This is a genomic window from Enterobacter sp. AC1, from assembly GCF_050434705.1.
Taxonomy (GTDB): Bacteria; Pseudomonadota; Gammaproteobacteria; order Enterobacterales; family Enterobacteriaceae; genus Enterobacter; species Enterobacter cloacae_L.
Window position 1 is genome coordinate 120,398 of record NZ_JBNDIZ010000010.1, and the last position, 17,517, is coordinate 137,914.

13 protein-coding genes and 1 rRNA gene are annotated in these 17,517 nt (G+C 56.8%); 6 read left to right on the forward strand and 8 right to left on the reverse strand.

Annotation, left to right across the window (positions count from 1 at the left end; translation table 11 throughout):
• Nucleotides 1–368 precede the first annotated feature (368 nt).
• From lysC to M2433_RS21650, 3 genes are all read left to right on the forward strand, one after another.
• Complete coding sequence (gene lysC / locus M2433_RS21640; protein ID WP_047345633.1) at nt 369–1,718, forward strand: lysine-sensitive aspartokinase 3; 1,350 nt, start codon at nt 369–371, stop codon at nt 1,716–1,718.
• 93 nt (nt 1,719–1,811) lie between these two features.
• Nucleotides 1,812–2,756 (forward strand): ketopantoate/pantoate/pantothenate transporter PanS, encoded by a 945-nt coding sequence (panS, locus tag M2433_RS21645; protein ID WP_429057559.1) that lies wholly within the window; start codon nt 1,812–1,814, stop codon nt 2,754–2,756.
• Nucleotides 2,757–2,806: 50 nt separating this feature from the next.
• A complete protein-coding gene (locus M2433_RS21650; RefSeq protein ID WP_059312969.1) occupies nt 2,807–3,079 on the forward strand; it encodes a DUF3811 domain-containing protein in 273 nt (90 codons plus the stop codon).
• Here M2433_RS21650 and rluF read toward each other — a convergent pair whose 3' ends face one another.
• Nucleotides 3,080–3,952 (reverse strand): 23S rRNA pseudouridine(2604) synthase RluF, encoded by an 873-nt coding sequence (rluF, locus tag M2433_RS21655; RefSeq protein WP_429057562.1) that lies wholly within the window; start codon nt 3,950–3,952, stop codon nt 3,080–3,082.
• 194 nt (nt 3,953–4,146) lie between these two features.
• Here rluF and M2433_RS21660 point away from each other — a divergent pair, with 194 nt between their 5' ends.
• Nucleotides 4,147–4,449 (forward strand): type II toxin-antitoxin system RelE/ParE family toxin, encoded by a 303-nt coding sequence (locus M2433_RS21660; protein WP_429057565.1) that lies wholly within the window; start codon nt 4,147–4,149, stop codon nt 4,447–4,449.
• A gap of 6 nt (nt 4,450–4,455) precedes the next feature.
• On the forward strand, nt 4,456–4,743 hold the full coding sequence (locus M2433_RS21665; RefSeq protein WP_047345644.1) for an addiction module antidote protein: 288 nt from the start codon (nt 4,456–4,458) through the stop codon (nt 4,741–4,743).
• Here M2433_RS21665 and M2433_RS21670 read toward each other — a convergent pair.
• Nucleotides 4,740–6,371, reverse strand: coding sequence for a Na/Pi cotransporter family protein (locus M2433_RS21670; protein WP_429057568.1), 1,632 nt, complete (start codon nt 6,369–6,371; stop codon nt 4,740–4,742). The two genes, M2433_RS21665 and M2433_RS21670, sit on opposite strands and share 4 nt — an antisense overlap.
• 116 nt (nt 6,372–6,487) lie before the next feature.
• On the reverse strand, nt 6,488–10,171 hold the full coding sequence (metH, locus tag M2433_RS21675; protein ID WP_429057570.1) for a methionine synthase: 3,684 nt from the start codon (nt 10,169–10,171) through the stop codon (nt 6,488–6,490).
• 193 nt (nt 10,172–10,364) lie between these two features.
• Between metH and iclR the strand changes: the two genes are divergently transcribed.
• On the forward strand, nt 10,365–11,192 hold the full coding sequence (iclR, locus tag M2433_RS21680) for a glyoxylate bypass operon transcriptional repressor IclR (protein ID WP_429057572.1): 828 nt from the start codon (nt 10,365–10,367) through the stop codon (nt 11,190–11,192).
• Between the two features lie 68 nt (nt 11,193–11,260).
• On the opposite strand, the gene aceK is transcribed toward iclR, so the two are convergent.
• From aceK to rrf, 5 genes are all read right to left on the reverse strand, one after another.
• Entirely contained in the window at nt 11,261–13,000 is a 1,740-nt protein-coding gene (gene aceK, locus M2433_RS21685; RefSeq protein ID WP_429057574.1) for a bifunctional isocitrate dehydrogenase kinase/phosphatase, read from the reverse strand.
• Nucleotides 13,001–13,110: 110 nt separating this feature from the next.
• Nucleotides 13,111–14,415 (reverse strand): isocitrate lyase, encoded by a 1,305-nt coding sequence (gene aceA, locus M2433_RS21690; protein ID WP_429057576.1) that lies wholly within the window; start codon nt 14,413–14,415, stop codon nt 13,111–13,113.
• 31 nt (nt 14,416–14,446) lie between these two features.
• Entirely contained in the window at nt 14,447–16,048 is a 1,602-nt protein-coding gene (gene aceB / locus M2433_RS21695; RefSeq protein WP_429057577.1) for a malate synthase A, read from the reverse strand.
• A gap of 270 nt (nt 16,049–16,318) precedes the next feature.
• The gene (metA, locus tag M2433_RS21700; protein WP_023334115.1) at nt 16,319–17,248 is read right to left on the reverse strand and encodes a homoserine O-acetyltransferase MetA; all 930 of its coding nucleotides are present in this window, start codon (nt 17,246–17,248) and stop codon (nt 16,319–16,321) included.
• A gap of 179 nt (nt 17,249–17,427) precedes the next feature.
• Nucleotides 17,428–17,517, reverse strand: a 5S ribosomal RNA gene (gene rrf, locus M2433_RS21705); the annotation flags it as partial.

The following is a 17,517-nucleotide window of genomic DNA, read 5'->3' on the forward strand; positions in this document are numbered from 1 at the left end:
TACTCTTCTGATTTGAGAATTGTGACTGCGGTCGATTGTAGCGCCTGCAAATAAAAATTGTGATGGTTTTTATGCCATTGCCCTGGCCTGCATCAAACGCAGGTGAAAAGACCCGAAAAGTATAGCTGCTGGAGAGCCTCCCCGGGGCGGCGAAATGTCGGTCAAAATACCCTAAAACGGAGCATAAAATCTGGTGCTGTTATAAGTCCTGTTTCTCAGGGGTACCCCCCCATAAAAAATCCGCATAATCCCAGCATTGACAGGACCTCCCCCACATTTTATTTATAGGGCCGTATTTTGCGCCTGCACCTGTTTTCGTTTCACTCTTGTGCCATGGTCGCTTATTCATTCCCTGACACGAGGTTGTTATGACGAGTTTTGTGGTCGCCAAGTTTGGCGGCACCAGTGTGGCCGATTACGATGCCATGAACCGCAGCGCCGATGTGGTGCTGGCCGATCCGAATACCCGCCTGGTGGTGCTTTCCGCCTCTGCCGGCGTGACGAACCTGCTGGTTTCTCTGTCTGAAGGACTGGAGGCGACAGAACGTTTCGTTAAGCTGGATGCACTGCGCAAAATTCAGTTCGACATTCTTGAACGTCTGCAGAACCCGAACGTCATCCGCGAAGAAGTGGAACGTCTGCTGGAAAACATCACCACCCTGGCAGAAGCAGCTTCTCTGGCAACCTCTACCGCCCTGACCGACGAACTGGTCAGCCATGGTGAACTGATGTCGACGCTGCTGTTTGTGGAAATCATGCGCGAACGTAACATTCAGGCGCAGTGGTTTGACGTGCGTAAAGTGATGCGCACCAGCGATCGCTTTGGCCGCGCCGAGCCGGACGTTGAAGCGCTGGCCGAGCTGACCACTCAGCAGCTGGCACCGCGTCTGGCAGAGGGTATCGTGATCACCCAGGGCTTTATCGGCAGTGAAGCAAAAGGGCGTACGACAACGCTTGGCCGTGGCGGCAGCGATTACACCGCCGCTCTGCTGGGCGAAGCCCTGCATGCCACCCGCGTCGATATCTGGACCGACGTTCCGGGCATCTACACCACCGATCCGCGCGTCGTTTCCGCGGCGAAACGTATTGATGTGATCGCGTTTGAAGAAGCGGCGGAAATGGCCACCTTCGGCGCGAAAGTGCTGCACCCTGCAACGCTGCTGCCCGCCGTACGCAGCGATATTCCGGTCTTCGTCGGCTCCAGTAAAGATCCCAAAGCGGGCGGTACGCTGGTGTGCAAGAAAACGGAAAACCCACCGCTGTTCCGCGCGCTGGCCCTGCGCCGTCGCCAGACGCTGGTGACGCTCCACAGCCACAATATGCTGCACTCCCGCGGTTTCCTGGCGGAGGTGTTTGGCATTCTGGCGCGCCACAATATCTCCGTGGATCTGATCACCACCTCTGAAGTGAGCATTGCGCTGACGCTGGACACCACCGGCTCCACCTCCACCGGCGATACCCTGCTGACGCAGTCGCTGCTGATTGAGCTGTCTGAGCTGTGCCGCGTGGAAGTGGAAGAAGACCTGGCGCTGGTTGCCATCATCGGTAACAAACTGTCGCGCGCCTGCGGCGTCGGCAAAGAAGTGTTCGGCGTACTCGACCCGTTCAGCATTCGTATGATTTGCTACGGCGCGTCCAGCTACAACCTCTGCTTCCTGGTCCCAGCCGACCAGGCGGAGCAGGTGGTGCAGAAACTTCATCAGAATTTGTTTGAATAAAATTCGTTAGCACGATAAACATTATCTACAAGCCGGGCACAGACCCGGCTTTTTTATAACTAAACAACACGACAATACTGCAAGGAATCCACTATGTTATCCGCCATCACGCGGCTGTTCCCGTTATGGGCGTTGCTGCTCTCCGTACTCGCGTATTACACCCCCACCACGTTCACCGGTATTGGCCCGTGGGTCACCACCCTGCTGATGCTGATTATGCTGGGCATGGGCGTGCACCTGAAAATCGACGACTTTAAGCGCGTGCTGTCCCGCCCGGCTCCGGTTGCCGCAGGGATCTTCCTTCACTATCTGGTGATGCCGCTTGCGGCATGGCTGCTGGCTATGGCCTTTAAGATGCCGCCCGACCTTTCCGCCGGGATGGTGCTGGTGGGCAGCGTGGCCAGCGGCACGGCGTCCAACGTGATGATCTTTCTTGCGAAAGGCGACGTGGCGCTCTCCGTCACTATCTCTTCCGTCTCAACGCTGGTTGGTGTGATTGCCACACCGCTGTTAACCCGCCTGTATGTAGACGCGCATATTCAGGTAGATGTGATGGGCATGCTGCTGAGCATTCTGCAAATCGTGGTGATCCCGATTGCGCTGGGCCTGGTGATTCACCATCTCTTCCCACGCGTGGTGAAGGCCATGGAGCCGTACCTGCCCGCGTTTTCGATGGTCTGTATTCTGGCCATCATCAGCGCCGTGGTGGCGGGTTCCGCGTCGCACATTGCTTCCGTGGGGTTTGTGGTGATTGTCGCGGTGGTGCTGCATAACACCATAGGCCTGCTGGGCGGCTACTGGGGCGGGAAGCTGTTTGGCTTTGACGAGTCGACCTGCCGCACGCTGGCAATCGAAGTGGGCATGCAGAACTCCGGCCTGGCGGCGGCGCTCGGGAAAATCTACTTCTCACCGCTGGCGGCACTGCCGGGAGCCCTGTTCTCCGTCTGGCATAATCTGTCCGGTTCGCTGCTGGCGGGCTACTGGTCCGGCAAACCAATTGATGAGCAAACGAAAAAAGATGCGGTGAAACAGGGTTAATTGGCGGTACTTGCTTTACACTGAAGCCTCTCTCTCAGGAGGCTTCAGCAATGGCTACACCACGATTGACCCAGAAAGACATGACGGAAGCCGAGCAGCGCGAGCTGAAAACGCTTCTCGACCGCGCCCGTATCGCGCATGGCCGCACGCTGACGAACGCCGAAACCAATCAGGTGAAAAAAGAGTACATCGATAAACTGATGGCTCAGCGTGACGCCGAGGCGAAGAAAGCCCGCAAGCTGAAAAAGCAGCAGGCCTATAAGCCGGATACTGAAACGACCTTTTCCTGGTCGGCCACGACCTCAACCCGTGGAAGGCGCTAACTAGCGCCCTTTCTTTTTGCGGCCAGGCTGGACAAAGCGCTTCCCGTTGGCCGGTTTGCCTCGTCCTTTCTCTTCCGCCTGCGGCGCCTTCACCACCGGGCGCTTAATGGCCTGCGTTTTCGGTTTCGCTTTAGCTTTCGGCTTCGCTTCGGAGGATGAGTTCTCGATAAGCTTGAACAGCTCGATCAGCTCGTCTCCGGTTAAATCACGCCACTCACCGAGCGGAATGCCCGACAGGCTGACGTTCATAATGCGCGTGCGTTCCAGCTTCGTCACCTCGTAGCCGAAGTGCTCGCACATGCGGCGGATCTGGCGGTTTAAGCCCTGCACCAGGGTAATACGGAACGCGAACGGTGCTTCTTTCTTCACCTTACACTTTTTCGTGACGGTACCGAGGATTGGCACACCGGCGCCCATGCCGCGAATAAACTCGTCCGTGACCGGTTTATTCACCGTCACGATGTACTCTTTCTCGTGATCGTTACCGGCACGCAGAATTTTGTTGACCAGATCGCCGTGATTGGTAAGGAAAATCAGCCCCTGCGAGTCTTTATCCAGACGGCCAATCGGGAAGATACGGCTGCTGTGGTTCACGAAATCAACGATGTTGTCCCGCTCACCGTCTTCCGTGGTGCTGACAATGCCAACCGGTTTATTCAACGCGATAAACACCAGGTCTTCAGCATCGCGCGGCTCGATGAGCTGACCGTTCACTTTGACCACGTCGCCAGGCATCACCTGGTCACCAATCGTGGCGCGTTTGCCGTTGAGGAACACGTTACCCTGTTCAATGTAACGGTCCGCCTCGCGACGTGAGCAGATCCCGCTCTCGCTAATGTATTTGTTTAATCGGGTTGATTGAGTTGGCAGCATAGTTTCTCCTGTGAAGGCGAAATATACCTTAGGTTTGGGCTGGAAAAAAAGATTAGCCGACGGTAACTGAGATGGGTTTTTTAGTTTGCGAGACGCTTTCAGGATTTAGCTTCCTGTCATTTACCCATGTATTTACTTCTTTTATTTTGCTCATCAGGCAAAACTTTTGTAGTTTATAAATCACAGGGAGTAATATGAAGGAGATCGTTCAGACAGAATCCTTCCGACGCTGGGAGCAAAACCTGAAAGATCGGCGAGCGAAGACGATTATCGCATCACGGCTCTTTCGGCTGGCAAATGGCCTGCCGGGTGACACCAGGCCTGTGGGAGAAGGGATAAGTGAACTCAGGATCCACTTTGGTCCGGGCTACAGAATTTATTTCAAAAACCAAGGTGAACGTATCATTGTTTTGTTATGTGGCGGTGACAAAAACAGCCAGAATAAAGACATACTGATGGCAAAAATGCTGGGCAGCATATCCGAACTGCAGGAGTGAATAAGCATGCATAAGTTATCATCCTACGATCCAGCAAACGCACTGGTGGATGACGAGGAAATCGCTGTATTTATGGCTGATGCGCTAGAAACCGGTGACTCAGCGTATATTGCTAAAGCCCTGGGTGTTGTTGCCCGAGCCAAAGGAATGTCGAACATTTCACAGCAAACAGGGTTATCACGAGAGCAGCTTTATCGGTCATTTAGTGAGAAGGGGAACCCAACGCTTAAAACCACTCTGGCGGTCATGAAAGCATTGGGTCTTGGGCTGACAATTAAACACGCGGGAGATTAATACTCATCCCGCTCGTCATCTTCATCCGGCTGTTCCATCACGCTGTAGGCCACCGCGCAGAACAACGAGTTGAGGCGTTTCATATCGCCCAGCAGCCCCAGGTGGAGCGAGCTGGTTTCGATACTCTGCACGTTCTGCTGGTGCAGCCGTTCAACGTGGGCGTGCGAGTAGCGACGGTTTAGGATGCGGAAGCGATGCTTGTTGCGGCGCAGGCGGCGCGCGCTCGGCACGTCGCTGGAGAAGAAGACCGACATGGCCAGCTTCAGGTTGCTCACCAGCTGTTCGTGCAGCGCCTCAAGCTCTTTTAAGCCTTCAATTGAGAATGCCCGACGCGCGGCCAGCGATTTATCGGCGATCTCGCTGCCCATCCGCTCAACGATATCCGAGGCCTGTTCCAGGTTGAGCGACATCTCAATAATTTCTGCCCAGCGGCGAGACTCCTCCTCCGCCAGTTCATCCTGCGGAATGCGTGCCAGATAGAGCTTAATGGCGGTATAAAGCACGTTGATATCGTCCGCCAGCCTGCGCAGATCTTTCTCTTCTCGCGGCTCGCCGTGCATCACCTTTTGCAGGCCTTCGAGCATGGTTTCCATGGCGTCGCCCATGCGCAGCGTCTCGCGAGCGGCATTCGCCAGCGCCAGCGCCGGGGTATCCAGCGCGGAGGTATCCAGATGCTTCGGTTTCAGGCGCGCATCCAGCTCAGGTTCATCCTGGATAAGGCGTTCGCAGAATCGGGCCATCGGCGCAGCGAAAGGTACCATCGCCAGGCAGCGCACCAGGTTGTAGAAGACGTGAAAGTAAATCACCAGCTCCGCCTTCGGCAGCGGAAGGTTGTCCATCAGGTTCGCCAGCGGGTGAACGAACGGCAGAATAATCAGGCTGCCCACCAGCTTAAACAGCAGGCTGCCGAGAGCCACGCGGCGGGCGGCAGCATTGGCGGCGCTGTTATTGAGCATTGCCAGCAGGCCCGAGCCGAGGTTAGCCCCGATCACCAGGCACAGCGCGACCGGGAAGGAGATCGCCCCCGCAGCGGTGAGCGTTGCGGTCAGCAGCACGGCGGCCAGGCTGGAGTAGCTGACGATGGCAAACACCGCGCCGATCAGCGCGTCCAGCATGATGTCACCGGTCAGGGAGGCAAAGATGACCTGCACGCCGTTGGCCTCGGTGATAGGCGTGACCGCCTGCACAATCAGCTCCAGCGCCAGCAGGATCAGCCCCAGGCCAATCCCCACGCGCCCAAGCTGTCCGGCCCGCGTCTGTTTGCGGCCGAGGAAGAAGATAACGCCGACAAAAATCAGCAGCGGAGACAGCCAGGAGAGATCGAACGTCAGGATACGCGCCATCAGCGCGGTACCCACATCCGCCCCGAGCACAATAACCAGCGCCGGAGCCAGCGCCACCAGATCCTGCGCCACAAAGGAGGTGACCAGCAGGGTTGTGGCGTTACTGCTCTGAACCAGTGCCGTTACGCCAATGCCCGCGCAGAAGGCGAGCGGCTTCTTCTCAACGCTGCTGCTGAGAACCGTACGTAAACGGGCACCAAAGACCCGCATCACGCCGGTACGGACGATATGGGTGCCCCAGACGAGCAGTGCGACTGCAGAGAGCAGATGTAACAGGGTCAGCACGGAAGGTTTTCCTCCTTATCGTTATTCATTTTCCTTAGGTTCAGTATAAGGGTTTAAACGTAAGAAAGAGACAGGGCGCCCAATGAGCGCCCTGTTTGTTGTAAGGAAAAGTGACCTCAGCCCGCGTCGTAGCCTAAATTCGGCGCTAACCAGCGCTCAACCTCAGCAACGCTCATTCCTTTGCGCAGGGCATAATCTTCGATCTGATCCCGCTGCAGCTGCGCCACGGCAAAGTACTTGCTGTCCGGATGGCTGAAGTACCAGCCGGAGACGGACGCGCCCGGCCACATGGCGAACGACTCGGTGAGCTTCATGCCGGTATGCGCTTCCACGTCCAGCAGTTTCCAGATAGTGCCTTTTTCGGTGTGCTCCGGACAGGCCGGATAGCCCGGTGCCGGACGAATGCCCTGGTAGTTTTCGCGGATCAGATCCTCATTGCTGAGGTTTTCATTGGCCGCGTAGCCCCAGTGCACCTTGCGCACCCGCTCGTGCAGGTACTCGGCGAAGGCTTCCGCCAGGCGGTCGGCAATCGCTTTCACCATGATTTTATTGTAATCGTCGTGCTGCGCGTCGAACGCGTCCGCCAGCGCATCTTCTTCCAGACCGCCGGTTACCGCAAAGGCACCGATATAGTCGGCTTTACCACTTAACTTAGGTGCCACGAAATCGGCCAGGCAGTAGTTGGCAAAGCCCACTTTTTCGGTTTGCTGGCGCAGATGGCGGCTGACCGCCAGCACGTGGGTGCGGGTTTCATCACGATAAATTTCGATATCGTCGCCCACGCGATTCGCCGGGAACAGACCGACCACGCCGCGCGGATTAAGGGTTTGCTCCGCGCTGAGCTTATCAAGCATGTCGTTGGCGTCTTTAAACAGGCGCTTCGCCTCTTCACCGACAACCTCATCTTCCAGAATGCGCGGATATTTGCCCGCCAGCGACCAGGTCATAAAGAACGGCGTCCAGTCGATATAGTTGCGCAGCGTTTCGATACTTGCCGTTACGTCCTGCACGCCCAAACGATGCGCGACCGGCGGCGTATAGCTGGACCAGTCAAACGCCAGATCGTTGTCGCGCGCCGCCTGAAGTGAAACAGGCGGGGTGCGCGGCTTCTTACGGCCATGCTGGATGCGAACGGTTTCGTACTCTTTGCGGGTGCGCGCCACAAAATCGTCGCGCTGGGTGTCGGAGAGCAGCGCGGAGACCACGCCCACGGTACGCGAGGCGTTCTGCACGTAAACCGTCGGGCCGCTGTAGTTCTGCTCGATTTTCACCGCCGTGTGCGCTTTCGAGGTGGTCGCTCCGCCAATCAGCAGCGGGATGGTAAAGCCCTGACGCTCCATCTCTTTCGCCACGTTGACCATCTCGTCCAGGGACGGGGTAATCAGCCCGGAAAGGCCAATCAGGTCAGCATTCACCTCGCGCGCGGTCTTGAGGATTTTGTCCGCCGGGACCATCACGCCGAGGTCGATAATTTCGTAGTTATTACACTGCAGCACTACGCCGACGATATTCTTGCCGATGTCGTGCACGTCGCCCTTCACGGTGGCAATGACCATTTTACCGTTGCTGGAGCCTTTCTCTTTGCTGGCTTCGATGTAGGGCTCGAGATACGCCACCGCCTGCTTCATCACGCGGGCGGATTTCACCACCTGCGGCAGGAACATTTTGCCCTCGCCGAACAGATCGCCGACCACGTTCATGCCGTCCATCAGCGGGCCTTCAATCACTTCAATCGGGCGGGAGGCCTGCTGACGCGCCTCTTCGGTGTCGAGTTCAATAAATTCGGTAATGCCTTTGACCAGCGAGTATTCCAGACGTTTTTTCACGTCCCAGGAGCGCCACTCCGCCTGCTGAACGCTGGCCGCCTCGTCCGATTTGCTGCCGCGGTATTTCTCCGCCAGGTCCAGCATACGTTCGGTCGCGTCGTCGCGGCGGTTAAGGATCACGTCTTCTACCGCGTCGCGCAGCTCCGCTGGCAGGTCGTCGTAAATCGCCAGCTGGCCGGCGTTAACGATCCCCATGTCCATTCCGTTGCGGATGGCGTAGTAGAGGAACACGGCGTGGATCGCTTCGCGCACCGGGTCGTTGCCGCGGAACGAGAACGACACGTTCGACACGCCGCCGGAGATCAGCGCGTGCGGCAGCTCGCGTTTAATGTCTTCACACGCGCCGATAAAGTCCTGCGCGTAGTTATTGTGCTCTTCAATCCCGGTCGCGACGGCGAAGATGTTCGGGTCAAAGATGATATCTTCAGGCGGGAAGCCCACCTCTTCGGTCAGTATTTTGTACGCGCGGCGGCATATCTCGATTTTGCGCTCGCGGGTATCCGCCTGGCCCACTTCGTCGAAGGCCATCACCACCACGGCGGCACCGTAGCGGCGCACCATCTTCGCGTGGTGGATAAAGATATCAACCCCCTCCTTCATCGAGATGGAGTTAACGATGCCTTTGCCCTGGATGCACTTCAGCCCTTTTTCGATGACCTCCCATTTGGAGGAGTCAATCATGATCGGTACGCGGGCGATGTCCGGCTCACCGGCAATCAGGTTGAGGAAACGCACCATTGCCGCTTCGGCGTCGAGCATTCCCTCATCCATGTTGATATCGATAATCTGCGCGCCGCTTTCCACCTGCTGGCGGGCAACGTCCAGCGCTTCGCTGTACTTCTCTTCTTTAATCAGACGCTTGAACTTCGCCGAACCGGTAACGTTTGTACGTTCCCCCACGTTCACAAACAGGCTGTCGTCGCCGATGGTCAACGGCTCCAGGCCGGAAAGACGACAGGCAACGGGCAGCTCAGGCAGCTTGCGCGGCGGCAACCCGGCCACGGCGTTGCTCATGGCGGCGATGTGCTCCGGCGTGGTGCCGCAGCAACCGCCAACGATGTTCAGGAAGCCGGACTCGGCCCACTCGCGGATTTGCGCCGCCATGGTGTCGGCATCCAGATCGTACTCACCAAACGCATTTGGCAAACCGGCGTTCGGGTGGGCGGTGACGTAGCATTCCGCGATACGCGACAGCTCCTGCACGTACTGGCGCAGTTCATCCGGCCCCAGCGCGCAGTTCAGGCCGAAGGAGAGCGCCTCCGCGTGGCGCAGAGAGTTGTAAAACGCTTCGGTTGTCTGGCCGGACAGCGTACGGCCGGAGGCGTCGGTGATGGTGCCGGAAATCATGATCGGCAGGTCAACGCCCAGCGCCTCGAACTCCTCTTTCACCGCGTAAATCGCGGCTTTGGCGTTGAGGGTATCGAACACCGTTTCAATCAGGATCAGATCGGAACCGCCTTCCATCAGCGCTCTGGTCGATTCCCGGTAGGCCGCAACCAGCTGGTCAAAGGTGATATTACGAAACGCCGGGTCGTTCACGTCCGGTGAAATCGACGCGGTGCGGTTGGTGGGTCCAAGTACCCCGGCCACGTAGCGCGGTTTTTCCGGCGTGCGGGCCGTCCACTCGTCGGCACAGGCGCGCGCCAGCTTCGCGGCTTCATAGTTGATTTCCGCCGACAGGGATTCCATCTGGTAATCCGCCATGGCGATGGTTGTCGAGTTAAAGGTGTTGGTTTCAACGATATCCGCACCCGCTTCGAAGTACGCGTTGTGGATATCCTTAATCACGGACGGCTTGCTGAGCACCAGCAGGTCGTTGTTCCCTTTCAGATCGCATGGCCAGTCAGCGAAGCGTTCGCCGCGGAAATCGTCTTCGCTCAGACGATAGCCCTGGATCATGGTGCCCATGCCGCCGTCCAGCACCAGAATTCGTTCATTTAACTGCGCACGCAGTTGCTCTACTTTGCTGCTCACACTTGCTCCCGACAACGCTCAACATGGCCAAAAGGCTGCGTTCCATACTGGCATAATCTCGCAGGGTGGAAAAGCCGCTCAGGGGTAACATGAGACATGTTCACCATCACTCCTCCGATCAGTCAGGATAACGGTTGCAAATTCACCAAATAAAACGAAAATGATTTCCACGATACAGAAAAAGGAGATCGTCATGGTCGCGACCGTTCCCGCTAAACGCGGCAGAAAACCTGCTGCCACCACCGCCGCACCACAGGGCGGACAGGTGCAATCGCTCACGCGCGGTCTGAAGCTGCTGGAGTGGATAGCCGAGTCGCACAGCAGCGTGGCCCTGACGGAACTGGCGCAGCAGGCGGGCCTGCCGAATTCCACTACGCACCGGCTGCTGACCACCATGCAGCAGCTGGGCTTTGTCCGTCAGGTCGGCGAGCTGGGGCACTGGGCGGTGGGCGCGCATGCGTTTATCGTCGGCAGCAGCTTCCTGCAGAGCCGCAACCTGCTGGCGATTGTGCACCCGATTCTGCGCAAGCTGATGGAAGAGTCCGGCGAGACGGTAAACCTTGCGGTGCTCGACCAGAGCGACCATCAGGCGATTATTATCGATCAGGTGCAGTGCACGCAGCTAATGCGCATGTCCGCGCCGATCGGCGGCAAGCTGCCGATGCACGCCTCCGGGGCGGGTAAGGCGTTTCTGTCGCAGCTGAGCGAGGAACAGGTGACGGGGCTGCTGCACCGTAAAGGGCTACACGCCTATACCCACGCGACGCTGGTGTCGCCGGTGCATCTGAAAGAAGATTTGGCCCTGACCCGCAAGCGCGGCTATTCGTTTGATGATGAAGAACATGCGCTGGGGCTGCGCTGCCTGGCGGCCTGTATTTTCGACGAGCACCGCGAGCCGTTTGCCGCCATCTCTATCTCCGGGCCGATTTCGCGGATGACCGATGACCGCGTGACCGAGCTGGGTGCGCTGGTGATTAAGGCGGCGAAAGAGGTGACGCTGGCGTATGGTGGGATCCGTTAAGGTTGAGAGCGGCCTGATGCCCTCACCCCAACCCTCTCCCACAGGGAGAGGGAGAAAACATGATGACCTCACCCTGCGGGAGAGGGAGAAAATCGGACACTAAACCGCTGCTTGCGGCGGTAAGCGTACACATCTTCCACGTGCCCATTTTTGATCCGCGTTTGCAGCCCGCGCCAGTAGCTGGCGCGGAACAGATCCTCATGCATCTCTTCAAATAACGGCCCGATGCGCGGGTCGGCGCACAGCCAGTGGCGAAACTCCTCCGGAAACACGTCCCCCGGCGAGACGCTATACCACGGTTCACCGGAAAGCTCATCTTCCGGGTAGCGGGGCGGCGGGATATCGCGGAAATTCACCTCGGTCATGTAGCAAATTTCGTCGTAATCGTAGAACACCACTCGCCCGTGGCGGGTGACGCCGAAGTTTTTAAACAGCATATCGCCAGGGAAAATATTGGCGGCGGCAAGCTGGCGAATCGCGTTGCCGTACTCTTCTATGGCATCACGCAGCGTCTGACCTTCGGACTGCTCAAGCCAGATATTGAGCGGCACCATGCGGCGTTCGATGTAGAGATGGCTGATCACGATTTTGTCACCAAGATCGGTGATTTTCGCGGGCGCTTCCTGCATTAACAGCGCCATAAGCGCCGGGTTGATCTGCTGTTTATCCAGCACAAAGTTTTCGAATTCCTGGGTATCCGCCATCCGCCCGACGCGATCGTGCTCTTTGACCAGCTGGTAGCAGGCGCGGACGTGCGCAGCGCTCATCTCCTTCTGCGGCGCGAATCTGTCTTTAATCACCTTAAAGACCCGGTCGAAACCCGGCAGCGTAAACACCAGCATCACCATGCCGCGAATGCCGGGCGCTTCGATGAACTGCTCGTCGGCCGCAGTGACATAACGCAGGTACTCCCGGTAGCTTTCCGTTTTGGCGTGCTTCTGGCAGCCAATCGCCATATACAGCTCGGCGGTGGTTTTACCCGGCAGGATCTCGCGCAGCCACTCTACGAGCGCCGCAGGCAGCGGCGCATAGACCATAAAGTAGGAGCGGGCGAAGCCAAATACGATGCTGGCCTCAGCGCTGGTGGTCAGGCAGGTATCGACAAACAGTTCCCCGTCGTCGGTACGATGAATGGGTAACAGAAATGGCACGATGGCTGTCGGCGTAGTCAATTTTCCCACCAGCCAGGCCGCTTTATTGCGGTAGAAAAGCTCGTTGGCAACCTGCAAGTGGCTGCGGCTGAGCACCTCCGCGCCGAAGGTTTCGTTGAGATGCGCGTGGATATAACCGATATCCCGGGTTTTATTTTCCCAGGGCAAGCGCAGCGGCAAATCCGTTAAGACGCGGTGCAGGAGTTTTTCCCAGCCGCGCTCGGGAAAGAAATCTTTTGCCAGCGGACGCGGGATGGTTCGAAAGCGTCGCTCTGGCTGGGAGCTGAAGATAAATAACCGCTCAGGAGATAATGAGCGGTGGTCAAATAACCGGCAATAGACGGAGTTGAAAAAGCTCTCCGCAATCTCGAAACGCGGGTAATCGGGTAACAAATGGGTGTAATGCTCTTTGACGCGCAGTAAAAAATCCGCGTCCGGGCTTTTACCGTCGGTAATACAGCGCAGCTGCTCCACCACCAGACCCACGTGGTGGTCGTAGAGATGAATACGCTGCTTCATGGCCTGCTGAACCGCATGCCAGTCTGCATGTTCGAAGCGCTGCTGCGCGCCGGAGGTCACTTCAAGAAAACGACCATACTGGGCATCGAAGCCCTGCAAAATAGTTTGGGCAATCAGTAATTCCAGGCCACGCGACATATATTCCCCTCACCCTAGCCCTCTCCCCAAAGGGGAGAGGGAACGGTCTGGTGCGAATCTGTTTTCCCCCCTCGCCCCTTCGGGGAGAGGGCCGGGGTGAGGGGGGAAAATCAGAACTGTGCTTCTTCGGTTGAGCCCGTTAAGGCGGTGACGGAGGAGGTGCCGCCCTGAATAATCGTGGTCACATTATCGAAGTAGCCGGTTCCCACCTCCTGCTGGTGAGACACGAAGGTGTAGCCGTCTTTACCCGCGGCAAACTCCGGCTGCTGCACCTTCTCAACGTAGTGCTTCATGCCCTCACCCTGCGCGTAGGCGTGCGCCAGGTCGAACATGTTGAACCACATGCTGTGGATGCCTGCCAGGGTAATGAACTGGTATTTGTAGCCCATATCAGACAGCTGCTGCTGGAAGCTGGCGATGGTTTTGTCATCCAGCTTTTTCTGCCAGTTGAAGGACGGCGAGCAGTTGTAGGCCAGCAGTTTGCCCGGGTACTTCGCGTGGATGGCGTCGGCAAAGCGTTTTGCCAGCGCCAGATCCGGCGTTGAGGTTTCACACCAGACCAGGTCCGCGTAAGGCGCGTACGCCAGGCCACGGCTGATCGCCTGTTCAATGCCGGCATGGGTGCGGTAGAAGCCTTCGCTGGTACGCTCGCCGGTGATGAACTCGCTGTCGTACGGGTCGCAGTCAGAGGTGATCAGGTCCGCCGCGTCCGCATCGGTACGGGCAATCACCAGCGTCGGCACGCCGAGCACATCAGCCGCCAGACGCGCCGCAACCAGCTTCTGCACGGCTTCCTGTGTAGGTACGAGCACCTTACCGCCCATATGTCCGCATTTCTTCACTGACGCCAGCTGGTCTTCGAAGTGAACGGCCGCTGCACCGGCCTCAATCATCGATTTCATCAGCTCGAAGGCGTTCAGCACGCCGCCGAAGCCCGCTTCAGCATCCGCGACGATCGGCAGGAAGTAATCCGTAAAGCGCGGATCGTTTGGCTCGATACCGGCGGCCCACTGGATCTGATCCGCACGGCGGAAGGTGTTGTTGATCCGATCCACCACCGACGGCACGGAGTTAGCCGGGTAGAGCGACTGATCCGGATACATGCTGGAGGCCAGGTTAGCGTCCGCCGCGACCTGCCAGCCGGAGAGATAAATAGCTTCAATGCCCGCCTTCGCCTGCTGCAGCGCCTGACCGCCGGTCAGCGCGCCGAGGCTGTTGATGTAGCCCTTTTTGGAGCCACCGTGCAGCAGCTTCCACATTTTCGCCGCACCGTTCTGTGCCAGCGTGCATTCCGGGTTGACCGAGCCGCGTAATTTCACCACTTCCTCCGCGCTGTAAGGACGGCGGATGCCTTCCCAGCGAGGCTGTGTCCACTCTTTCTTTAAGTCTTCGATTTGTTGGGTACGGGTTTTCATGTGCAGATGCTCCATATTGTTATGTGGTGAGTTACGCCAGGAAGCGGTAGCCCGGCAGGGTCAGGAAGTCGATTAAGTCATCTGATGTGGTGATTTGCTCCATCAGGCGCGCGGCGTCGTCAAAACGTCCGCTGCTGAAGCGGTGTTCGCCCAGCTCGTCCTGGATCACCCGCATCTCTTCAGCCAGCATCTGGCGGAACAGGGATTTGGTCACCGGTTTACCGTTGCTGAGCGTTTTTTGATGGTGGATCCACTGCCAGATTGAGGTGCGTGAGATCTCTGCCGTCGCGGCATCTTCCATCAGGCCGTAGATCGGCACGCAGCCGTTACCGGAGATCCACGCTTCGATGTACTGCACGGCAACGCGAATATTGGCGCGCATGCCCTCTTCGGTACGTTCGCCTGCGCACGGTGCCAGCAGCTGTTCTTCAGCCGTCGGGGCATCATCTTCGCGAGTAACGAACAGCTGGTTTTTATTGTCACCGAGTACGCGGTTAAAGACTTCCATTGCCGTATCCGCCAGACCCGGATGCGCGATCCACGTCCCGTCATGGCCGTTACGTGCTTCAAGCTCTTTATCGGCTTTCACCTTGTTGAGCACCTGATTGTTACGTTCAGCGTCTTTGCTCGGGATGAAGGCCGCCATGCCGCCCATCGCAAAGGCGCCGCGCTTGTGGCAGGTTTTTATCAGCAGACGCGAGTAGGCGCTCAGGAACGGTTTGTCCATGGTGACGACCTGGCGATCGGGCAGCACGCGATCGGGGTAATTTTTCAGGGTTTTGATGTAGCTGAAAATATAGTCCCAGCGCCCGCAGTTCAGGCCGACGATGTGGTCGCGCAGGGCATGCAGAATTTCGTTCATCTGGAAGACGGCAGGCAGCGTTTCAATCAGCAGCGTGGCCTTGATGGTGCCGCGCGGCAGGTCAAAACGGTCTTCCGCGTAGCTAAACACTTCGCTCCACCACGCCGCCTCCTGCCAGGACTGCGTTTTTGGCAGGTAGAAATAGGGGCCGCTGCCTTTTGCCAGCAGGCTTTTATGGTTGTGGAAGAAATAGAGTGCGAAATCAAACAGGCTGCCCGGAATGGCTTCCCCACGCCAGGTGACATGTTTTTCGGGCAGATGCAGCCCGCGAACGCGACAGATCAGCACCGCCGGGTTCGGTTTAAGCTGGTAAATTTTACCGGCTTCGTTGGTATAGCTGATGGTGCCGTTCACGGCGTCGCGCAGGTTGATCTGCCCCTCGATGACCTTACGCCAGTCCGGCGCCAGCGAGTCTTCAAAATCGGCCATAAAGACTTTAACGTTCGCGTTCATGGCGTTGATCACCATTTTGCGCTCTACCGGACCGGTGATCTCAACGCGACGATCCTGTAAATCTTCAGGAATGCCGCGGATTTTCCACTCGCCACGGCGAATGGAAGCGGTTTCCGAAATGAAACCAGGCAACTTGCCATCGTCAATTTCCTGCTGCTGATGAATACGTGCCGCCAGCAGCTTATTACGCTGCGGCGTAAAGCGGGTCACCAGTTCAGTCAGAAATTCTACCGCTTCTGGCGTCAAAACCTGCTGTTCTTGCTCGCCATACGGCTGGGTAAAGGCCAGTTCATCGACCGTCGTTGCCTGTTGAGTCATTACTCTGCTCCTCATCAAAGATCCAAAATCACGCCCCCGATGCGAACGAAAGATCGTTGGGTAGTTTTCGCTCAGCAGAATTAAGACTATCTATATTTTTTCTAAAATCAAAAACAATTTCCATTTTAATTATTAAATGAAATCAACTTATTGATTTTCATGAAATTAAAGTTATGTTGAATGATGAGCGGTATTTCGGAAATAAAAAAGGCACCCGAAGGTGCCTGATCTGATTAGCTGAAACGCTTTAGGATCGTTTAATGCAGAAGATTACTCCAGCGTCGGATTCATGTGTCGCAGATCGTATGGTGTTATCTGGTAGACGTAATAGTTGAGCCAGTTGGTAAAAAGTAAATTCCCGTGGCTGCGCCAGGTCGCTCTTGGTTTGTTTTGTGGATCGTTTTTTGGGAAATAATTGTACGGCACATCCGGATTAAGGCCCGCTTCGACATCACGGAAATACTCTGACGCGAGGGTATGCGGATCGTATTCAGGATGTCCGGTCACAAAGGCAATGCGCTTATCTTTGCTGGCAAACAGGTAGGCGTCACCATCCTCTGTTTCGGCAAGGATCTCCAGATCGGTGTAATCACGAATCAGCTGCGCCGGGAAATCGGCATAGCGCGAATGCGGGGCCAGGAAAGAATCATCAAACCCACGCGTCAGGAGAGCATGTGGATGGAGAATGTGGTGTTCGTATACGCCGGAGAGCTTTTCAGTGCGGGTTTGCTTGGGGATGCCATAAAGAATATTCAGGGCGGCCTGTACCGCCCAACAGACAAATAACGTGGACGTAACGTGATCTTTTGCCCACTCCAGAACCTGTTTGATCTGTGGCCAGTAGGCAACATCGTTGAATTCAACCAGACCCAGCGGGGCGCCGGTCACAATCAGTCCGTCGAAGTTTTCACCCTGAATGTCATCAAAGTTGCAGTAGAAGTTGTTCAGATGCTCAGAAGGCGTGTTACGTGACTCACGCGCATCGATCCGCAGCAATTGAATATCGACCTGCAGCGGGGAGTTAGAAAGCAGACGCAGGAACTGATTCTCTGTTTCAATCTTTTTCGGCATCAGATTGAGAATAAGCACCTTCAGCGGGCGGATTTCCTGGCCTGTTGCACGTGAAGCCGTCATGACGAAGACGTTTTCTTCACGTAAGAAATTGACGGCTGGTAGCTCGTCCTGCACCCGAATCGGCATAACCTGACTTCCTCACAATATACGTATAAACGTTTAGACATCCAGACAGCTAACGATACCGAGAAACGATCGGAATGTCGAGTCTGCAAGTCGTAGGTGAGAAAGTTTCAGGGAGAGGGAGAGGAGAAAACAAAAGCAAAAAACCCCGCACCTTACGGTACGGGGTTCTTCTAATTGATGCCTGGCAGTTCCCTACTCTCACATGGGGAGACCCCACACTACCATCGGCGCTACGGCGTTTCACTTCTGAGTTCGGCATGGGGTCAGGT